Annotated in this window: 15 protein-coding genes and 1 tRNA gene; 4 read left to right on the top strand and 12 right to left on the bottom strand. The window is 64.3% G+C overall.

Annotated features, from left to right (window positions below):
• Positions 1 to 7: 7 nt before the first annotated feature.
• The 8 genes from JY500_RS07565 to acs form a co-directional block, all read right to left on the bottom strand.
• Positions 8 to 397, bottom strand: coding sequence for a hypothetical protein (locus tag JY500_RS07565; protein WP_206255810.1), 390 nt, complete (start codon positions 395 to 397; stop codon positions 8 to 10).
• On the bottom strand, positions 390 to 1,712 hold the full coding sequence (locus tag JY500_RS07560; RefSeq protein WP_206255809.1) for a site-specific integrase: 1,323 nt from the start codon (positions 1,710 to 1,712) through the stop codon (positions 390 to 392). Before JY500_RS07560 ends, JY500_RS07565 begins: the two co-directional genes overlap by 8 nt.
• Before the next feature lie 128 nt (positions 1,713 to 1,840).
• Positions 1,841 to 1,931: transfer RNA gene (locus JY500_RS07555), tRNA-Ser, on the bottom strand.
• 20 nt (positions 1,932 to 1,951) lie between these two features.
• Entirely contained in the window at positions 1,952 to 4,018 is a 2,067-nt protein-coding gene (locus JY500_RS07550) for a sodium:solute symporter family protein (RefSeq protein ID WP_206255807.1), read from the bottom strand.
• Positions 4,019 to 4,068: 50 nt separating this feature from the next.
• Complete coding sequence (locus JY500_RS07545; RefSeq protein WP_206255806.1) at positions 4,069 to 5,550, bottom strand: DUF294 nucleotidyltransferase-like domain-containing protein; 1,482 nt, start codon at positions 5,548 to 5,550, stop codon at positions 4,069 to 4,071.
• Positions 5,531 to 7,678, bottom strand: coding sequence for a 3'-5' exonuclease (locus tag JY500_RS07540; protein WP_246479822.1), 2,148 nt, complete (start codon positions 7,676 to 7,678; stop codon positions 5,531 to 5,533). Before JY500_RS07540 ends, JY500_RS07545 begins: the two co-directional genes overlap by 20 nt.
• Positions 7,675 to 8,046: a response regulator transcription factor gene (locus JY500_RS07535; protein WP_172204273.1), complete on the bottom strand. Its 372-nt coding sequence runs from the start codon at positions 8,044 to 8,046 to the stop codon at positions 7,675 to 7,677. Before JY500_RS07535 ends, JY500_RS07540 begins: the two co-directional genes overlap by 4 nt.
• A 248-nt stretch (positions 8,047 to 8,294) precedes the next feature.
• Complete coding sequence (gene acs / locus JY500_RS07530) at positions 8,295 to 10,271, bottom strand: acetate--CoA ligase (protein ID WP_172204271.1); 1,977 nt, start codon at positions 10,269 to 10,271, stop codon at positions 8,295 to 8,297.
• 247 nt (positions 10,272 to 10,518) lie between these two features.
• Here acs and JY500_RS07525 point away from each other — a divergent pair, with 247 nt between their 5' ends.
• Positions 10,519 to 11,079, top strand: coding sequence for a TIGR00645 family protein (locus JY500_RS07525; RefSeq protein WP_172204269.1), 561 nt, complete (start codon positions 10,519 to 10,521; stop codon positions 11,077 to 11,079).
• A 22-nt stretch (positions 11,080 to 11,101) separates the two neighbouring features.
• On the top strand, positions 11,102 to 12,619 hold the full coding sequence (locus JY500_RS07520) for a fumarate hydratase (protein WP_172204267.1): 1,518 nt from the start codon (positions 11,102 to 11,104) through the stop codon (positions 12,617 to 12,619).
• A 73-nt stretch (positions 12,620 to 12,692) separates the two neighbouring features.
• Here JY500_RS07520 and JY500_RS07515 read toward each other — a convergent pair whose 3' ends face one another.
• The gene (locus JY500_RS07515) at positions 12,693 to 13,904 is read right to left on the bottom strand and encodes an MFS transporter (RefSeq protein ID WP_206255805.1); all 1,212 of its coding nucleotides are present in this window, start codon (positions 13,902 to 13,904) and stop codon (positions 12,693 to 12,695) included.
• A 234-nt stretch (positions 13,905 to 14,138) separates the two neighbouring features.
• Here JY500_RS07515 and JY500_RS07510 point away from each other — a divergent pair, with 234 nt between their 5' ends.
• Positions 14,139 to 15,125, top strand: coding sequence for a bile acid:sodium symporter family protein (locus tag JY500_RS07510; RefSeq protein WP_206255803.1), 987 nt, complete (start codon positions 14,139 to 14,141; stop codon positions 15,123 to 15,125).
• Positions 15,126 to 15,199: 74 nt separating this feature from the next.
• Positions 15,200 to 15,463 (top strand): hypothetical protein, encoded by a 264-nt coding sequence (locus JY500_RS07505; protein ID WP_206255802.1) that lies wholly within the window; start codon positions 15,200 to 15,202, stop codon positions 15,461 to 15,463.
• Between the two features lie 52 nt (positions 15,464 to 15,515).
• Here JY500_RS07505 and ppnP read toward each other — a convergent pair whose 3' ends face one another.
• The 3 genes from ppnP to pfkA form a co-directional block, all read right to left on the bottom strand.
• Entirely contained in the window at positions 15,516 to 15,836 is a 321-nt protein-coding gene (ppnP, locus tag JY500_RS07500) for a pyrimidine/purine nucleoside phosphorylase (protein WP_172204259.1), read from the bottom strand.
• A gap of 79 nt (positions 15,837 to 15,915) precedes the next feature.
• Complete coding sequence (locus JY500_RS07495) at positions 15,916 to 16,143, bottom strand: DUF2788 domain-containing protein (protein WP_172204257.1); 228 nt, start codon at positions 16,141 to 16,143, stop codon at positions 15,916 to 15,918.
• A 215-nt stretch (positions 16,144 to 16,358) separates the two neighbouring features.
• Positions 16,359 to 17,321 (bottom strand): 6-phosphofructokinase, encoded by a 963-nt coding sequence (gene pfkA, locus JY500_RS07490; RefSeq protein WP_172204255.1) that lies wholly within the window; start codon positions 17,319 to 17,321, stop codon positions 16,359 to 16,361.
• Between the last annotated feature and the right edge of the window lie 102 nt (positions 17,322 to 17,423).

The following is a 17,423-nucleotide window of genomic DNA, read 5'->3' as shown; positions in this document are numbered from 1 at the left end:
GTTCGCGTCAGAGCAGTAAGCCGGCCGGTCGCAGTTCCTGCACCCCGACGCTCGCAAATACACGCGTCAGCACCCCAGCACGCCGCAGCTCCGAACACAGCTGCGGCGCCAGCCGCCAGAGCGACGGCGCGCGGTCGCACCCGAGGCGCAGCAGGGCCGCAACGGCCGCCGCCTCACCGCCGCGCTGGAACACGGAGCCGGTCAGTTCAGCATGCCACCCCAAGGCCGCGGAGACTTGCGTCCGCAGGCGCGGTCGGGTGACCAAGGATTTCCAGAGGATCGGATGCCGTGTGGCGAGTTCGGTGAAACTTGCGATTTGGAAGAGTTCGATCTGGTCCATCGCTGCCAGCAAGCGACGGTCAGAGCTTGAGACGACCGTGTCGTAGAGTTCATCCATGCCGCACCTCCTCCTGCTCGATGCGCGGCAGCGCGACGGGCAGTTCGATGCGGGCGATGGCATCCACAAGCGGCCCGAGCGGCATCTCGCCGTAGGTGCGGCCCACGGTGCCCGACACATGCCCGGTGAGCGCGTCGTGGATCTCTTCTTTCAGGTCAGCTGCCCGGCAGAGCGTCTTGAAGCCATGGCGGAAGGAATGGAACACGACCCTGGGTTCCTCGATCTGGGCACCGGACTTCGAGCGGATCGCGCGCATGAACCACTTGCCGAAGTTCGCGCCCCGGCGCCCGTCGTGATCGGGCTCCAGTGCCGGAAACAGCCACTGGTGCCCGGCCTCGCGAACCGAGTCCCAGTATTCGAGCAGCCCTGCAGCCACCAGATCCCGATGCAGCGGGATCCGGCGGCGGGAGCCTTCTGTCTTCAGGCGCTGCTCGCCGTGGGTATCACGGATGTGGAGAATCGGGCCGAATGCGGGGGCGATTTCGATGTCTTCGACACGAAGCTGGGCGAGTTCTTCCAGCCGGGCGCCGGTAGCAAGCGCCAGCATCGGGATCCAGACACAGGCCTCGCCGCCCCCGGCTGCAGGGCGCCGCGCGCCGCGGAACACCGGCATCGCAAACACACGCGCAAGTTCAGCGCTGGTGAAGCCCCGGCGCATGAGGGTCGGCACTTCGGCCTTCGGAATCCGCAGACCGCGCGCGACGTTAGCGGCGAGCATGCCGGCATCGACCCCCACCTGCAGCAAGGTGGACAGCATGCCGACCCGTTTGGCGACGGTGCCACGGGCGGCGCCGCGCTTGAGGAGATGATTGCGATACGCCGAGATCTCCACGCGGGTAAGTTGCTTAAACGGCGTGCGGCAAGTGCGGCGGAACTCGCGCACAACCGACTCCATGTCCCTCACGGTCGTGCTGGCCCGATCCGGATCGAGCTGGCGCCAGGCGCTGAGGAGTTCTGCGTCGCCCCAGGCACTGCGCTTCGTACGCTTGCCTCCGGCGACAGCGGCCGCGACGGCCGGCGTCTTGCTGTCCAGCCCCCCTGCGGCGATGGGTGGCGGATGCAGCGCATACGGGGACAATGGGGTGAATTCGGGGGAACCGAGAACCGGCGCAGGCGCGCCGCTCAGCGCTTCCGCGCGTGCGGCGTCAAAGCGGGAAAGCCACTCGGATGCAAGCCGCAGTGCCATCGGTTTGGCGAAGGCGTGGTCGGTCGTTTGGAGATTGACGCGGACAACGGGGCCGAAGCGGCTTTGAAGTGAGACCGGCACGCGGATCGAAAACCAGAACGTGCCGTGGTGCTGAACGAGATAGGCCATGAAGCGTCTCCTGATGTGTCGAAGGAACGCTTCCGGTGCCGTGTAACACCACTTTGTAACACCAAAGCAAAAGAGCCGCTAAGCGGCTCCCTTGAATGCCAAGCCCCATAAGGGATTGACAGGTGTTATGGCGGAGAGGGCGGGATTCGAACCCGCGTTAGGTTATTCACCTAAACACGCTTTCCAGGCGTGCGACTTAAACCACTCATCCACCTCTCCGTGGTGAGCCGGCGAATATATCAGAAAGTGGCGCGATTATCCAAGTCCGATGTATTGGCGCCGGCGGCCGCTTTTGGGCGCGGGGTGCGGAGCGAGAGGACCAGTGAACGCGCCGCTTCGCTGGGTTTCGGGGTAACGAGGCTGACCAGTACGATGGTGACGAAGCCGGATACGACGCCAAAGATGCCGCTGGCGATCGGATGAATGCCCCACCACGCGTTGGCCATGGAACCGCCGAAGAAGGGGTGCGTGAGCACCGCGTAAGACAAGGTGGTCGCCAATCCGGCCGCCATGCCGGCAATGGCGCCCCACTTGTTGGCACGCTCCCAGAAGATGCCGAGCACAAGCGCGGGGAAGAAGCCGGCCGCGGCGATCGAGAACGCGAAGCCAACAGTAAACACGATGCTGTCCGGGCGTTGCGAAGCCAGCCATGCAGCGAGAAAGGCCACCAGCAGCAGGGTCGTTTTCGAGATGACCAGACGCCGGGGCGTTGAGGCGCGCGGGTTGATCATGCGGAAGTACACGTCGTGCGAGAGCGCGCTCGAAATCGTCAGCAGCAGTCCGTCGGCCGTCGATAGTGCAGCGGCCAGCCCGCCCGCGGCGACGAGCCCGGAAATGACGTAGGGCAGGCCCGCAATTTCGGGCAGCGCAAGCAAGATCACGTCCGGATTGAGCGTGAGCTCGGCAAGTTGCAGCACACCGTCGTGGTTGAGATCTTCGATCTTGACGAGCCCGACCTTGCCCCAGGATGCCACCCAGGCCGGCAACTCCGCGATCGGGGAACCAACGATGCGGGTATAGATTTCCCACTTGGCGAAGACTGCATAAGCCGGCGCAGTCAGGTAGAGCAGCAAGATGAAGAACAGCGACCAGAACACCGATCGCCGCGCGGACGCCACGCCCGGCGTGGTGTAGTAGCGCGCCAGGATGTGCGGCATGCCGGCGGTGCCGACCATCAGGACGAACACCAGCGCGAGGAAGTTGTTGCGGGCGTCGGTTGTCTCCTGCCCGGTTGTGCCCGCGTGGGGTTGCGCGTGCGGCAAGGGCGGGCGCGCACGGGCCAGTTCGTCGCTACGCGCACGCGACCACTGACTGTGCGCATCAAGCGTGTTGGCCGGCATCTCCCGCAACTGGCGTTGCACGACAGCGATTTCCCGGGCAGCGGCATTCGGTTGCGAGCGCAGCGCATCAAGCCGCGCCTCCGCCGATTCGCGCGCCTGAACCAGCGAGCCCGGCAGCGCGGCGGTCTGGGCCTCCAGCGCTGCCGCGCGCGCCACGCGCAGCTCACGCACCTCCATCTCGTGTGGGTCCGTAGCTAGCCGCTGCTCGACCTTCGTGAGGTCATGCAGCACCTTGCCGTACATGATTTGCGGCGCCGGGATGCCGGTCACGGTCCAGGACAGGATGAACACCGGCGCGAGATAGGCGACGATCAGCACCGCATACTGCGTGACCTGCGTCCAGGTCACCGCGCGCATCCCGCCCATGAAGGAACACACCAGCACGCCGGCGAGCCCCACGAACACACCAATCTCAAACCGGATGCCGGCAAAGCGGCTCGTGATGAGGCCGACGCCGTAGATCTGCGCCACCACATAGACGAAGCTCGCCAGCACCACCGCCGCCACGCCGATGAAGCGCGGCAGGTTGCCCTCGTAACGGGCGCCGAGAAAATCGGGAATCGTGAAGGCGCCAAAACGGCGCAAGAACGGTGCGAGCAGCAAGGCTACCAAGACGTAGCCACCTGTCCAGCCCATCACGAAGGCGAGCCCGTCGAAGCCCGAGAAGTACAAGGTACCCGCCATGCCGATGAAGCTGGCGGCGCTCATCCAGTCCGCAGCAGTCGCCATGCCGTTGAACACAGCCGGGATGCGGCGACCCGCAACATAGTATTCGACGACATCCGAGGTACGGCTCGCCACGCCGATCGCGGCGTACAACACGATCGTGGCCAGCAGGAAGGTGTAGCCGATCCAGCGCGGCGGCAGCCCCGCGCGTTCCGCCCCCGCAAGGAATGCCAGAAAGCCGAGCAGGCCCAGCAGGTACATCAGGTAGAGCTTGGTAAGGCGCTGGCTGTAGGGATCCATGACGAGCGCTCAGGTGCCGCGAGAAGCTGCCGAGTATAGGGCGGTGGCGATCACAACCGGTAATCGGCGCGCAGGCGATCCTGCAGGCGGTTGGCCTGGCGGAAGGCGTGCTTCAGCACTTGCCGTTCGAGGTGGTTGATGCTGCGTACCGGATCGATGCGGTTGGGCGAACCGTACTCCGCTTCGCCCTTCTGGTTCTTCAAACGCAGTAGCTGGATGAAGTGGTAGCCATCAATCACGGCGGCAATGTCCTCGCCGCCGAAGGACACATGCCGCGATGCGTCGCGCAGGCGTTGCGCGGTGTTCGTCGCACGCAAGCCCTGCTCCAGCGCAAACAGCCGCGCGGCATCCACGTAGGGGCGAACGCCATGCAGCTTCAGATCCAGGGTGCGCGGATGCTCGCTGTGCTTGTCGAACACAAAATCGCGGATCAAGCCGAGCGGCGGGCGCCCCTGCAGTGCATTGGCCGCCATCAGGCGCAGGAACAGGGCGCTGCCGACCGTGTGATCGAGCAGCCAGTCGCGCAAGGATTCGGCCAAGGCCGCATCGCCATACAACGGGCGAAAGTCGAAGAAGATGCTCGCGTTGAGCAGTGCAACCGGCTCGGCATGCGTGATCCAGCCGAGAAAGCGCGCACGCCACTCTTCCGCCGAGAGGCACCACTTCGGGTTGCCCGCCATGATCTCGCCCTTGCAGAGGGGGAATCCACAGTCTGCGAGCGCCGCATTCACCGCTTGCGCAAAGGGCAAGAACTGCGCACGCAGCGCCGCCGTATCGGCCTCGCCATTGGCTTCAAACAGGATGCCGTTGTCCTGGTCGGTGGCCAGGGTCTGCTCGAAGCGGCCCTCGGAGCCGAAAGCCAGCCAGCACCATGGCACATCCGGCAAGCTGTGTTGCGCCCGCACCAGGTCGATCGCATGCAAGGCAATCAGATCGTTGAGTGACGAAATCCACTGGATCGTCTGCTCAGCGGCCATGCCCTGTGCAACCAGCCGCGCCGAGAAGGCACGCACCGCATCCGCCGCGACGGCCAGTTGCACGAGATCTCGCGCCGACAGCACTGCATTGACCACCTCTTCCGACGCGATCCGCTGCGCGCTGTAAAGATCGCCGCGCGACACCACGCCGGCGAGGCGGCCGTTGCGATCCATCACCGTCACGTAACGCACGTTGCGGCGCGCCATCAGAAGCACCGCCTCGTAGGCGGTCGCATCGGGGCCAAGTTTCACCACGCCGGGAGTCATCACCTCGGTCACGGGCCGCCACAGGTTTGCTTCTTCCGACAACACAACGCGCCGAAGCACATCGCCGAAGGTCAGGATGCCCTGCGGAATACCGTCCTCCGCGGCGATCAGCACCGAACCGATGCGGCCCGCATCCATCAGCTCCAGCGCTTCGCGTACGCTGGCCTCGGGCGTGACGGTGACCGGCGCCCGCCGCACAAGCGCACGCAAAGGCGTGTGCAGTGAGAACGCGGTGCTCGCCGGCGTGCTGTCGGGCAATACCGGCGCCTCAGTATCGGATGCGGGCATAGAAGGTTTTCTCGGAGGCTTCGCGTGCTTCGCCAAGGGTCACGATACCGCGCTCGGCAAGCAAGGGGATCATGCGCAGGAACAACTGCCCCGTCACCAGCGCGTCGCCAGCCGCGTCGTGGCGGTCCAGCAAGGGTACGCCGAAGCGTTCGGCAATGGCGTCGAGCTTGTGGGTTTCCTGGTTCGGGTGCAGTACGGCGGAAAGCAGCAGCGTATCAAGCACCGGCTGATCAAAGCGCAGCCCCGTCGCGGCCTCCTTCAATTGAAGGAAACGCATGTCGAAGGCGGCGTTGTGCCCCACCAGCACCGTCTCGTGCGCAAAAGCGTGAAAGCGCGGCAGCACGGTCAGGATGTCCGGCTCGCCGCGCAGCCGTTCGCGCGAGATGCCGTGTATCGCCTCCGAAGCGGGGTCGATCTCCCGACGCGGATCGACCAGTTGCTCAAAACGTTCACCGCGCAGCAGGCGGCCATTGACGATGCGAATCGCACCGATCTGAATGATTTCGTCACCGGCGGACGGGTCCAGACCCGTGGTCTCGGTATCGAAAACGGTGTAGGCCAACTCCGCGAGCGGGCGGTCTTCCAGCGCCCGGCCCCGCTCACCCCACGCGAAAAGGTCAAAGTCGTAGAACTCCGGCCGCGCCCCATCGCTCTCAGGCCCACTCTGGACTTCGTCGCCAGCGCCCGCACGCGGTAACAGCACGCGGAACCACGACCGCGCGCTCGCACGCTCGCGCCCGTACGCGAGCTCGCCTTCGTGGCGCCGCAACACCTCGCGGATCGAGCGTGGGCTGGTCTCGCCCGCCAGCAGCATGGGCTCCATTTCCCAGCCGGCGGCCGATTCGCTCGACAGCGCCGTGCCGCCCCACGACAACTCAACCTGCGCCATGCTGGCATCGCCGCGCAGCGCAAGGCGCACTTCGCGCGGCTCGATCGATTCGTACACCCGCTGGGCGAGCACCGTCAGCACTTGCACGATCGCAAAACTATCGACGCGCAGCCAGATCTCGGCATCGACGTCGTCGAGCTTGGTCAGCATGCCGGTGCGGGCCTCGATGCGACGCTGCGCCGCGCCGACGAGGTCGACCCCGTGCATCGCCTCCAGCGCGGTGTTGCCGCGTAACACGTCGGAAAACTCGCGCGCCGTGTCGCTCACCCGCTCGCCAAGGCGAACCGCCTCATCGCGGATCACTTGAAGGAAGCGGCGCTGCTGGCTCGCGTCCAGGTCATCGAATTCAATCAGGTTCTCGGCCGCTGCGCGGATGCTGGCAAGCCCGCCCCGCTGCGATTGCGTCAGCAGCTCGACCAGGCGATCGCGCCGTGCCGCCTGCTCAGACTCGCGCGTAATGTCTTCGGTGAGGATCAGATAGCCGTTCAGGCGCTCCATGACCGGCCGTTCGGTATCAGCGTCGAGCACCGGCGACACTCGGGCGCGGATCAGGCGCCCGGCGGCGGTCGCAGTGACGAAACTGACCACCACGCGCCCGTTCACGCGCGCCATCTGGCGCCACAGCCGATCGCGCGTGTGCGCGAGCAGGCGGCGGTCAAACACCGATTCGATCGGCCGCCCGAGTCCGATCAGACCACCGTCGCCGATGCCGCCGAACAGATCGCGCGCATGGCCGTTGTAGAGCAGGATGCGCCCTTCCCGGTTGCAGGCGAGCACGCCTTGCGGCATCTCGGTGACCAGTGCGGCGAGCTGGTTGCGCTCGCGCTCCACGGTTGCGCGCGCCTGCTCGGCTCGTAACTCGGCATCGCGCCGCGCGGCCTCGAAGGCAATGATCAGGCGATTTACGCGACCGGCAAGTTCGACGAGCTCGGGCGCACCGCTCGGTTCGATCGCACGCCCATGCTGGCCACCCAGCACCAGTTCAACATCGTCGGCCATGCGCAACGCCGCCGGGGCATAGCGCTCGCCAAACTTCCACGCCAGCGCCGCGGCAAGCCCACTGGCGACCAAGCCCACCAGCACCAGAAGCGGCCACTGGTTGCTCAGCAGCGTGGCTAGCGCAGCGCGTGCAGCCTCGTCGAGCTCACTGCGGACGGCCGCAGCAGCGAGCAAGACCGCCAGCAGCGGCAAAGCTGCCAGCACCACACACCACACGATCCGCTCACGCTTCGCGCTCAAGCATCCCCCGTTGCCAGGCGCGCGACGCGCTCAAGGAATTCCCGGGTCGGGAACGGTTTGGCAAGAAAATCCGCCGCCCCCACCGCACGCGCCTTGGCCGCATCGGCCTCGCGTGCGCGCGACGCAAGCATCAGCACCGGCGGCGCGAGCCGCTCCGCACTCACCGCACGGCAAAGCTCGAACCCATCGAGCGCGCCGCGTTGCTCATCGGCAATCACGACCACATCGGCGGCTTCGCTGACAACACGTTCGACCAACTCCGCGGCGTGTTCGACCACCACCACCACGTACCCGGCGCGATGCAGCAAGAACTCGAGCGAGACAACGATTGATTCGTCCGGATCGGCGATCAGGACACGCTTGGCCATTTCTCTCCTCCTCGCCCGCCTTACGTTGAAGCGGGCTTTTGGTATCCACCGCCTGTGTGATGCCCGGTCAAACGGCGCCGGGCAGGCAGCAGTGGAATTGTGCGCCATCAAGCCGCTTGGCGCAGAGAAAACGAACGGTAAGGGCGTCCCCCAACGCCCTTACCGTTTCAATACCGCCGGCGCTCGGCGCCGGCGATTTCCCCTGCTAGCCAATCAGGGCGGCGGCAGCACGCGGCTGCCGCCAGGCATCAGGCCTTGAGCTGATCGAGGATCGCCGGATTCTCAAGCGTGGACACGTCTTGCGTGATTTCCTCGCCCTTCGCCAGCGCACGCAGCAGGCGCCGCATGATCTTGCCGGAGCGGGTCTTCGGCAGGTTCTCGCCGAAGCGGATGTCCTTGGGCTTGGCGATCGGGCCGATTTCCTTGCCGACCCAGTCCTGCAGTTCCTTGATCATCTTCTTCGCCGCATCGCCGGTCGGGCGCTCGCCCTTGAGTACCACGAAGGCACAGATCGCCTCACCGGTCAGTTCGTCCGGACGCCCGACGACGGCCGCTTCGGCAACCAGCGGGTTCGCCACCAGGGCCGACTCGATTTCCATCGTGCCCATGCGGTGGCCCGAGACGTTCAGCACATCGTCGATGCGGCCGGTGATGGTGAAGTAGCCGTTGTCCTTGTCGCGGATCGCGCCATCGCCCGCGAGGTAGTACTTGCCCTGGAAATCCTGCGGGTAGTAGCTCTTCTTGAAACGCTCCGGGTCACCCCAGATGGTGCGGATCATCGACGGCCAAGGTTTCTTCACGACCAGGATGCCGCCCTGCCCCCAAGGCACGTCATTGCCGGTTTCATCGACGATCGCGGCCTGAATGCCCGGGAACGGCAGCGTGCAGGAGCCCGGCACCAGCGTGGTGACGCCCGGCAGCGGCGTGATCATGTGGCCGCCGGTTTCCGTCTGCCAGAAGGTATCGACGATCGGGCAGCGCGCGCCGCCCACGTTGTCGTAGTACCACTGCCACGCGGCGGGGTTGATCGGCTCGCCGACCGAACCCAGGAGACGCAGACTGTCGAGCTTGTACTTGGTCGGATGAACCGCGGGATTCACATCTGCCGCCTTGATCAGCGACCGAATCGCGGTCGGTGCGGTGTAGAAGATCGACACCTTGTGCGACTCGATCATCTTCCAGAAACGGCCGGCATCCGGATAGGTCGGCACGCCTTCGAAGACGATCTCGGTTGCGCCGCAGGCCAGCGGGCCATAGGTGATGTAGGTGTGGCCGGTAACCCAGCCGATATCGGCGGTGCACCAGAAGACATCGTCCGGCTTGATGTCGAAGGTCCACTTCATCGTCAGCACCGCGTGGAGCAGGTAGCCGCCCGACGAATGCTGCACGCCCTTCGGCTTGCCGGTGGAGCCCGAGGTGTAGAGCAGGAACAGCGGGTGTTCCGCATCGACCCATTCCGGTTCGCAGGTCTCGCTCTGGTTCGCGATCAGCTCATGCAGCCACACGTCGCGGCCTGCGGTCATCGGAATCGAGCCGCCGGTGCGCTGATACACCACGACGTTCTTGATCGACTCGCAACCGCCCATTGCGAAGGCCTCATCGATGATCGGCTTGAGCGGAATCGCCTTGCCGCCACGGCACTGCTCGTCCGCAGTGATCACCGCCACTGCGCCGGCATCCTGGATGCGTTCCTGCACGCTCTTGGCCGAGAAGCCGCCGAACACCACCGAATGCGTCGCGCCGATGCGGGCGCATGCCTGCATCGCGGCAACGCCTTCTACCGACATCGGCAGGTAGATCAGCACGCGATCGCCCTTCTTGATGCCGATCGATTTCAAGCCGTTGGCGAACTTGCTGACCAGCGCGAGCAACTGCTTGTAGGTGACCTTGGTGACCTTGCCGTCGTCTGCCTCGAAGATGATCGCGACCTTGTCGCCAAGCCCTGCCTCGACATTGCGATCGAGACAGTTGTACGAGACGTTCAGCTTGCCGTCTTCAAACCATTTGAAGAAAGGTGCGTTCTCGGCACCCAGCGTCTTCGTGAATGGCTGCTTCCAGCTCAGATGCTCGCGCGCCAGCCGGGCCCAGTAGCCTTCATAGTCGGTCTCGGCTTCCTTGCAGAGGGCTTCGTACGCAGCCACACCAGACACGGCGGCAGCTTTGACAACCGCCTCCGACGGCGGGAATACGCGGTGTTCATGCGTTGCGGTTTCGACGTTCGACATCGCCACTAGCCTCCTCGGGTTCTGACTGGTTTGAGTGCCGTTCGGCCCTTTCGATCTGCCCGCAGGCAAACGAAGCGACCCGGCTCTTATGGGTCTGAATTACATCGGCAGCGCCTTACGCAGCTCTTACATAAGACTTGGGGCTTTCCCGCACAGAGCGCCATCGACGGCCTGCTAGAATCCATTGCTGCACTGCGGCGCCTGAACGCGCAACACCACCAACCCCAAGCAATTCCCAAAAGAAACCATGAGCACAAAAGCCATCAACGCGCTTGAGAAATTCATCTTCGCCAGCCGCTGGCTGCAAGCCCCGCTCTACCTGGGCCTGATCTTCGCCCAGGGCGTCTACGTCTATAAATTCCTCGCAGAGCTGTACCACCTGGTGTCGCACGCGACCTCGTTGTCTGAAGTCGAGATCATGCTGATCGTGCTCGGCCTGATCGATGTGGTCATGGTTGCAAACCTGCTGATCATGGTCACCGTGGGTGGCTACCAGACCTTCGTCTCGAAACTCGACCTCGATGAGCATCCGGATCAGCCGGAATGGCTCAGCCATGTGAACGCCGGCGTGCTGAAGATCAAGCTCGCCACCGCGCTGATCGGCATTTCGTCGATTCACCTGCTGAAGGTGTTCATCGACGTGGGCAACAAGATGAGCCAGGCCACCGACGCCTTCCAGCTCATGGTGATCGAGCACGGCGTGATGTACCAGATCGGCATCCATGTCACTTTCGTCATCTCCGCGCTGGTGATGGCGTACACCGACCGCATCATGAACAGCACGCTGCTCATGGGCAAAGACCACTGATCAATCCGGGGGGAGAGACCACATGACCATCATCAAGCAGAGCGACCTGATCGACAGCGTCGCCGGCGCCTTGCAATACATCAGCTACTACCACCCGGTCGACTACATCACCAACCTGGCGCGCGCCTACGAGCTCGAAGAGAGCCCCGCCGCCAAGGACGCGATGGCGCAGATCCTGATCAACTCGCGCATGTGCGCCGAAGGCCACCGCCCGATCTGCCAGGACACCGGCATCGTCACCGTATTCGTCAAGGTCGGCATGGACGTGCGTTGGGAGGGCTTCACCGGCTCGCTCGACGACGCCATCAACGAAGGCGTGCGCCGCGCCTACAACGATCCGGACAACAAGCTGCGCGCGTCGATCCTGCTCGACCCGGCCGGTGCCCGCAAGAACAGCAAGGACAACACGCCGGCGGTGATCCACTACTCGATGGTGCCGGGTGACAAGGTTGACATCACCGTCGCCGCAAAGGGCGGTGGCTCCGAGAACAAGTCGAAGATGGTGATGCTCAATCCGTCCGATTCGATCGTCGACTGGGTGCTCAAGACCGTGCCGACCATGGGCGCCGGCTGGTGCCCGCCGGGCATGCTCGGCATCGGCATCGGCGGCACCGCCGAGAAGGCCGTGCTACTGGCGAAGGAAGCGCTGATGGACCCGATCGACATGCAGGAGCTGCTCAAGCGCGGCCCGCAGAACCGCATCGAGGAACTGCGCATCGAGCTCTACGAGAAGGTCAATGCGCTAGGTATTGGCGCACAGGGTCTCGGCGGCCTCACCACGGTGCTGGACGTGAAGATCCTCGACTACCCGACGCACGCCGCTTCGCTGCCGGTGGCGATGATCCCGAACTGCGCCGCGACCCGCCACGCGCACTTTGTGCTCGACGGCTCCGGCCCGGTCTTCCTCGACCCGCCCTCGCTCGCGGACTGGCCCAGCCTCACCTACGACGCTTCCAAGGGCAAGCGCGTGAACCTGAACGCAGTCACCCGCGAGGAAGTCGCCTCCTGGAAGCCGGGCGACGTGCTGCTGCTCAATGGCAAGATGCTGACCGGCCGCGACGCCGCGCACAAGCGCATGGTCGACATGCTCAACAAGGGCGAGGCGCTGCCGGTCGATCTGGCCGGCCGCTTCATCTACTACGTTGGGCCGGTCGACCCGGTGCGTGACGAAGCCGTCGGCCCCGCCGGCCCCACCACCGCGACGCGCATGGACAAGTTCACCGAACAGGTGCTGGCGCAAACCGGTTTGCTGGGGATGATCGGCAAGGCCGAACGTGGCCCGGCGGCGATCGAGGCGATCAAGAAGCACCAGTCGGTGTACCTGATGGCCGTCGGCGGCGCCGCCTACCTCGTATCCAAGGCGATCAAGACCGCCAAAGTGGTCGGCTTCGCCGATCTGGGCATGGAAGCGATCTACGAATTCGACGTGGTCGACATGCCGGTCACCGTTGCCGTGGATTCGCTCGGCACCTCGGTGCACCAAACCGGCCCGGCCGAGTGGCAGGCGAAGATCGGCAAGATCCCGGTCAAGACCGTCTGAGCGTTTCTGCTCGGATAATGAAGCGGCGGGCGCATTGGCGCCGCGCCGCTTTTCTTTTGGCAGCTGCGGGGGCTTACGTCACTGCCGGCGCAGGGCGCCGCGCCACGCGGCGATACAGCAGCCCACACAGCAGGCTGGCTATTCCGCAAGCCGCGAGCGTGTCACGGATACCCAGCACATGACCGAAGCTCCCGACGGCGAAGCTGCCCAAAGGCGCGATGCCCAAGAAGGCCATCGAGTACAGCGCCATCACCCGACCGCGGAAGGCATCTTCGACACGTGTCTGGATCAGCACATTGCTGCCCGCAACGGCGAGGATCACCGCAAAGCCGACCCCCATCAGCAACGCCGTCGCAAGCCAATGCCACGGCGTCAGCGCGAAACCGGCGAGGCAGGCCCCAACCGCTGGCGCCGCCCACGCTACCCAGCGCGCGATTCGTCGCGGCTCGCCGTGCGTCGCCAGCAGCAGGCTGCCCGCAAGCGAGCCGGCACCCGCACTGCCGACCAGGAAGCCATAGGTGCGCGCATCGCCGCCGAAGATCTCGCGCGCGAACACCGGCAGCATCACCGCATAGGGCGTTGCGAGGAAGCTGATGCTCGCCACCAGCAGCAAGGACAGCCGGATAAACGGATGCGCCACAGCGTAGGCGACGCCCTCGCGCAATGCCTGCAGCGCCGGCGCCTGCACGCGCGGCGGCGCAGGCTCCAGGCGGATCGCCACCAGCGCCAGTAGCACCGCAAGATACGAAGCTGCATTGAGCACGAAACAGGCCGTCTCGCCGAACGAGGCAACCACAATGCCCGCCAGTGCCGGGCCAACGAAGCGTCCGCCGTTCATCAGCATCGAATTCAGCGCGATGGCGTTGGGCAGGTGCTCCGGGTCATCAACCAGTTGCACGGCAATCGCCTGCCGCACCGGCACATCCAGCGCATTGACGCAGCCAAGCAGGAAAGCCAGGCCAATCAGAATGGCCGGTGTGACCAAGCCGAAGCCGGCAAGCACCGCCAACAACACCGCCTGCAGCATCGCCACCGCCTGCGTCCAGATCATCAGGCGGCGCCGGTCGAACCGATCCACCCACACGCCGCCGAACGAACCGAAGACCAGAATCGGGATCTGGCTTGCAAAGCCGATCGTGCCGAGCACGAAGGCAGAATTCGACAAACGGTAGGCCAGCCAGATCATCGCGATCTGCTGCATCCAGGTGCCGGCGAGCGAGATCAACTGGCCAGCGAAGTACAGGCGGTAGTTGCGCGACTTCAGCGCGCGGAGGAATGCGGGCACGGGGCGTCCAGACTGGCCGCTGCGCGGATCGCAGCGGCATCACCGTTGTGACCAGGCATTGTCCCGCAGGTTTCGCGTCGCCGATTTGCTCTGCCTGAAAGGCGGCGCATCTACGACGAAAAACGCCTCGTCTCCGACCACGTCACCCGCTCGCTTGCGCGACAATTCGATCCACTTGCGAACGCGAACCTGCGCCACTTTCCCCCGACCGGCGCAACGGATCGAAGGATATTCATGCTGGCCCGCCTCAGACGTTTCGGAATCGACGGTTTCCTGCTCAGCCTCATCGCAGCGGTAGTCCTCGCCTCACTTTGGCCCACACTGCTGAAGACGGGCGGGCTGATCCACATCGATGTGTTCACCACCTACGGCGTGGCGCTGGTGTTTCTGCTCTACGGCCTGACCCTGTCGCCTCAGAAGATGCGTGAAGGCATCGTTAACTGGCGCCTGCACCTGCTGGTACAAGCCTCGACCTTCCTGCTGTTCCCGCTGCTCGGTATCGGCTTCCACCAGCTCTTCGGGCAGCGGCTCGACCCGGCGCTTGCGCTCGGCGTGTTTTACCTCTGTGCCCTGCCCTCGACGGTATCGTCATCCGTCGCAATGACCTCGATCGCACGAGGCAATGTGCCCGGCGCAATCTTCAACGCCAGCCTCTCCAGCCTGATCGGCGTATTTATCACGCCGCTCTGGATCAACGCCTATCTGCATGCGCAGGGCAGCGGCATGGCACTCGGCCCGGTCATCCTGAAGATCGTGCTGCTGGTGCTGCTGCCGATCGTGCTCGGCCAGCTGCTGCGCCCCTTCGTGCTGCGCTGGGTCGAGGCACACCTCTCGGCAGCAAAGCTACTCGACCGCGCGACGATTCTGGCGATCGTCGCAAATTCATTCGCCGACTCGGTCGCCGAGGGCGTTTGGGCGGCCCACGGTTTGCGCACGCTGCTACTGATCGCGGTGATCTCGATCGCGCTGTTCGCGCTGATGTTCGCGCTGACGAGCCTCTTGTGCCGTAGCTTTGGCTTCAGCCGGGAAGACCGCATCGCGGCCATCTTCTGTGGCTCGAAAAAGTCGCTTGCGAGTGGCGTGCCGATGGCGAAGATCATGTTCGGCGGCAATCCGGCGCTCGGCCTGATCATCGCGCCGATCATGCTGTTTCATCTGCTGCAGTTGATCATGGTCAGCGTGATTGCCCGACGCTTCGCCGCCGAGGCTACAAAAGCCTGAGCTGCGCTTGCCGCGCGCCAAGCGCCTTGCCAGAATCGAAGCACAGCCACACTCACGCGCCGGGAGGCATCAGCATGGCACTACGCTACATGGTCATCGAGTTCATCGACGGCAAGAAGGAAACCTTCACCTTCCCGGAACAACTCGAATCGGAAGCGGGCAAGAAGGTTGGTATCGAGCGCTTCCTGCAAAGCCCATGGATCATTGTGGAAACCGAGAGCACGGTGCTCGCCTTCCCGGTCGCCAACATCAAGAGCGTGCAGTTTTCCGGTGCGATCGACGACCGGCACGCGCTACCGCTGCCGGCCGTCACGATCCGCGGCGCCGAGCAGCGTTAAGCGCGCCCGGGCAGCGCCGCCCGCTCCGCGTTGCGCGGAGCGGTCAAAGCCGTCAGCCGAAGTGGCAGACGTAATGCAGGGTGTCCAGCGTTTCGATATCGAAGCTGCTGTTGCCCGGCACGTTGAAAGACTGGCCTGCCACGTACTCCACCGCAGCAGTGGCGCCGGCGAGTTTGACGCGGCAACGCCCGTCGATGACTTCCATGATCTCCGGCGCGCCGGTGTTGAAGGTCAGGCTGGACGGCAGAATCACACCGACCGACTTGCGCGTGCCATCGGCGAACTGCACCGTGTGGCTGACGCACTTGCCATCGAAGTAGACATTGGCTTTCTTGACGACCGACACGCCGTCGAACTGATCCGCTGCAGACATCAGACTCTCCGAATTGAGCTGGAAATGAAAAAGGCCACGGATTATAGCCGTGGCCTCTCGTCGTCCTGCGGAATGCGAATTACTCGATGCCCAGCACCTTCGCAATCACCGACTTTGCCATGAAACCGAACATGCCGGTGCCAAGCGCAAAAAACAGCACTGCAGTGCCAACCTTGCCCGCTTTCGACTCGCGCGCAAGATTCCAGATGATGAAGAACATGTAGGCGATCAGCGCGGTCAGGAAGAACTTGAGCGACAAGTCTTCAAACTGCGCAACGGTCAGGCCGAACAGGGTGACGGTTTCCATGGGCTCTCTGATTATGGGATTTGTCCAAACCCAAGCTCCATGAACCGGCTTTGGACAAATACCAGAGCGCGTGATTTTACCCAGCGCGCCCGCACCGCACAATAAGAAAATCGCCTACATTTCAGCAACTTGGCCTGACACCACGCTGACAATTCGCGCAACGCCAAAAAGACAAAAGCCGCCCGGAGGCGGCTTCTTCTTGGCGCAAAACCGCGTCAGAACAGCTTGGCGCTCAGATCAAACAGTTCCTGGTTGAACGGGCGCTTCATGTTCTCGATACAGTCGATGATGTCGTGATGCACCATCTCGTTGTGCTGCAGACCGATGCAACGGCCACCGTGCCCCTGCAGCAGAAGTTCGACGGCAAATGCGCCCATGCGGCTTGCGAGCAGGCGATCGCGCGCGGTCGGCGAGCCACCACGCTGGATGTGGCCGAGAATCGTGGCACGGGTTTCCAGTTCGGTACGTGCTTCGATTTCCTTGGCCAGCGCGTTCACATCGGTCACATGCTCGCAGATCACGACCAGCGCATGGCGCTTGCCGCGAGCGATGCCAGCCTCGATCTGCGACAGCAGCGACGCCTTGTCGAACGGCTGCTCTGGCACCACCACGAACTCGGCACCGCCGGCCACCGCGGCCGACATCGCGAGGTCACCACAGTGGCGGCCCATCACCTCGACGACCGAGATGCGCTTGTGCGAACTGGAGGTGTCGCGCAGGCGGTCGATCGCTTCGAGGATCACGTTCAGCGCGGTGTCGAAGCCGATCGTGAAGTCGGTACCGGCAATATCGTTGTCGATCGTGCCCGGCAAGCCGATGCAGGGGTAGCCCATTTCGGTCAGCTTCTTGGCGCCCATGTAGGAGCCATCGCCGCCGATCACGACCAGCGCATCGATCGCGTGCTTCTTCAGGTTCTGGATCGCCTCGCGACGCACCGACTCTTCCTTGAAGGCCGGGAAGCGGGCAGAGCCGAGGAAGGTGCCGCCACGGTTGATGACGTCCGACACGCTGTAGCGCTCGAGCTTCTCGATGCGGTCTTGGTGCAGGCCGAGGTAACCATCGTGAATGCCGTAAACCTCAAGCCCGCTGGACAGGCCCGCGCGCACCACCGCGCGGATCGCCGCGTTCATGCCGGGCGAATCGCCACCGCTGGTCAGGACACCGATTTTCTTGATCATGCTGCGCCTCATTCTTGAACGAATCTAGGGGGTCAATTCGGGGGATCAATCCGTCTGACGCTGCCCGGCGGGGTGGTTCCACCGCTCTTGGCAGCGAGCGCG

The sequence above is a fragment of the Niveibacterium microcysteis genome, from assembly GCF_017161445.1.
GTDB classification, from domain to species: Bacteria; Pseudomonadota; Gammaproteobacteria; order Burkholderiales; family Rhodocyclaceae; genus Niveibacterium; species Niveibacterium microcysteis.
Note: the sequence above shows the minus strand (reverse complement) of the source record. Positions and strands in the feature narration are given on the sequence as shown.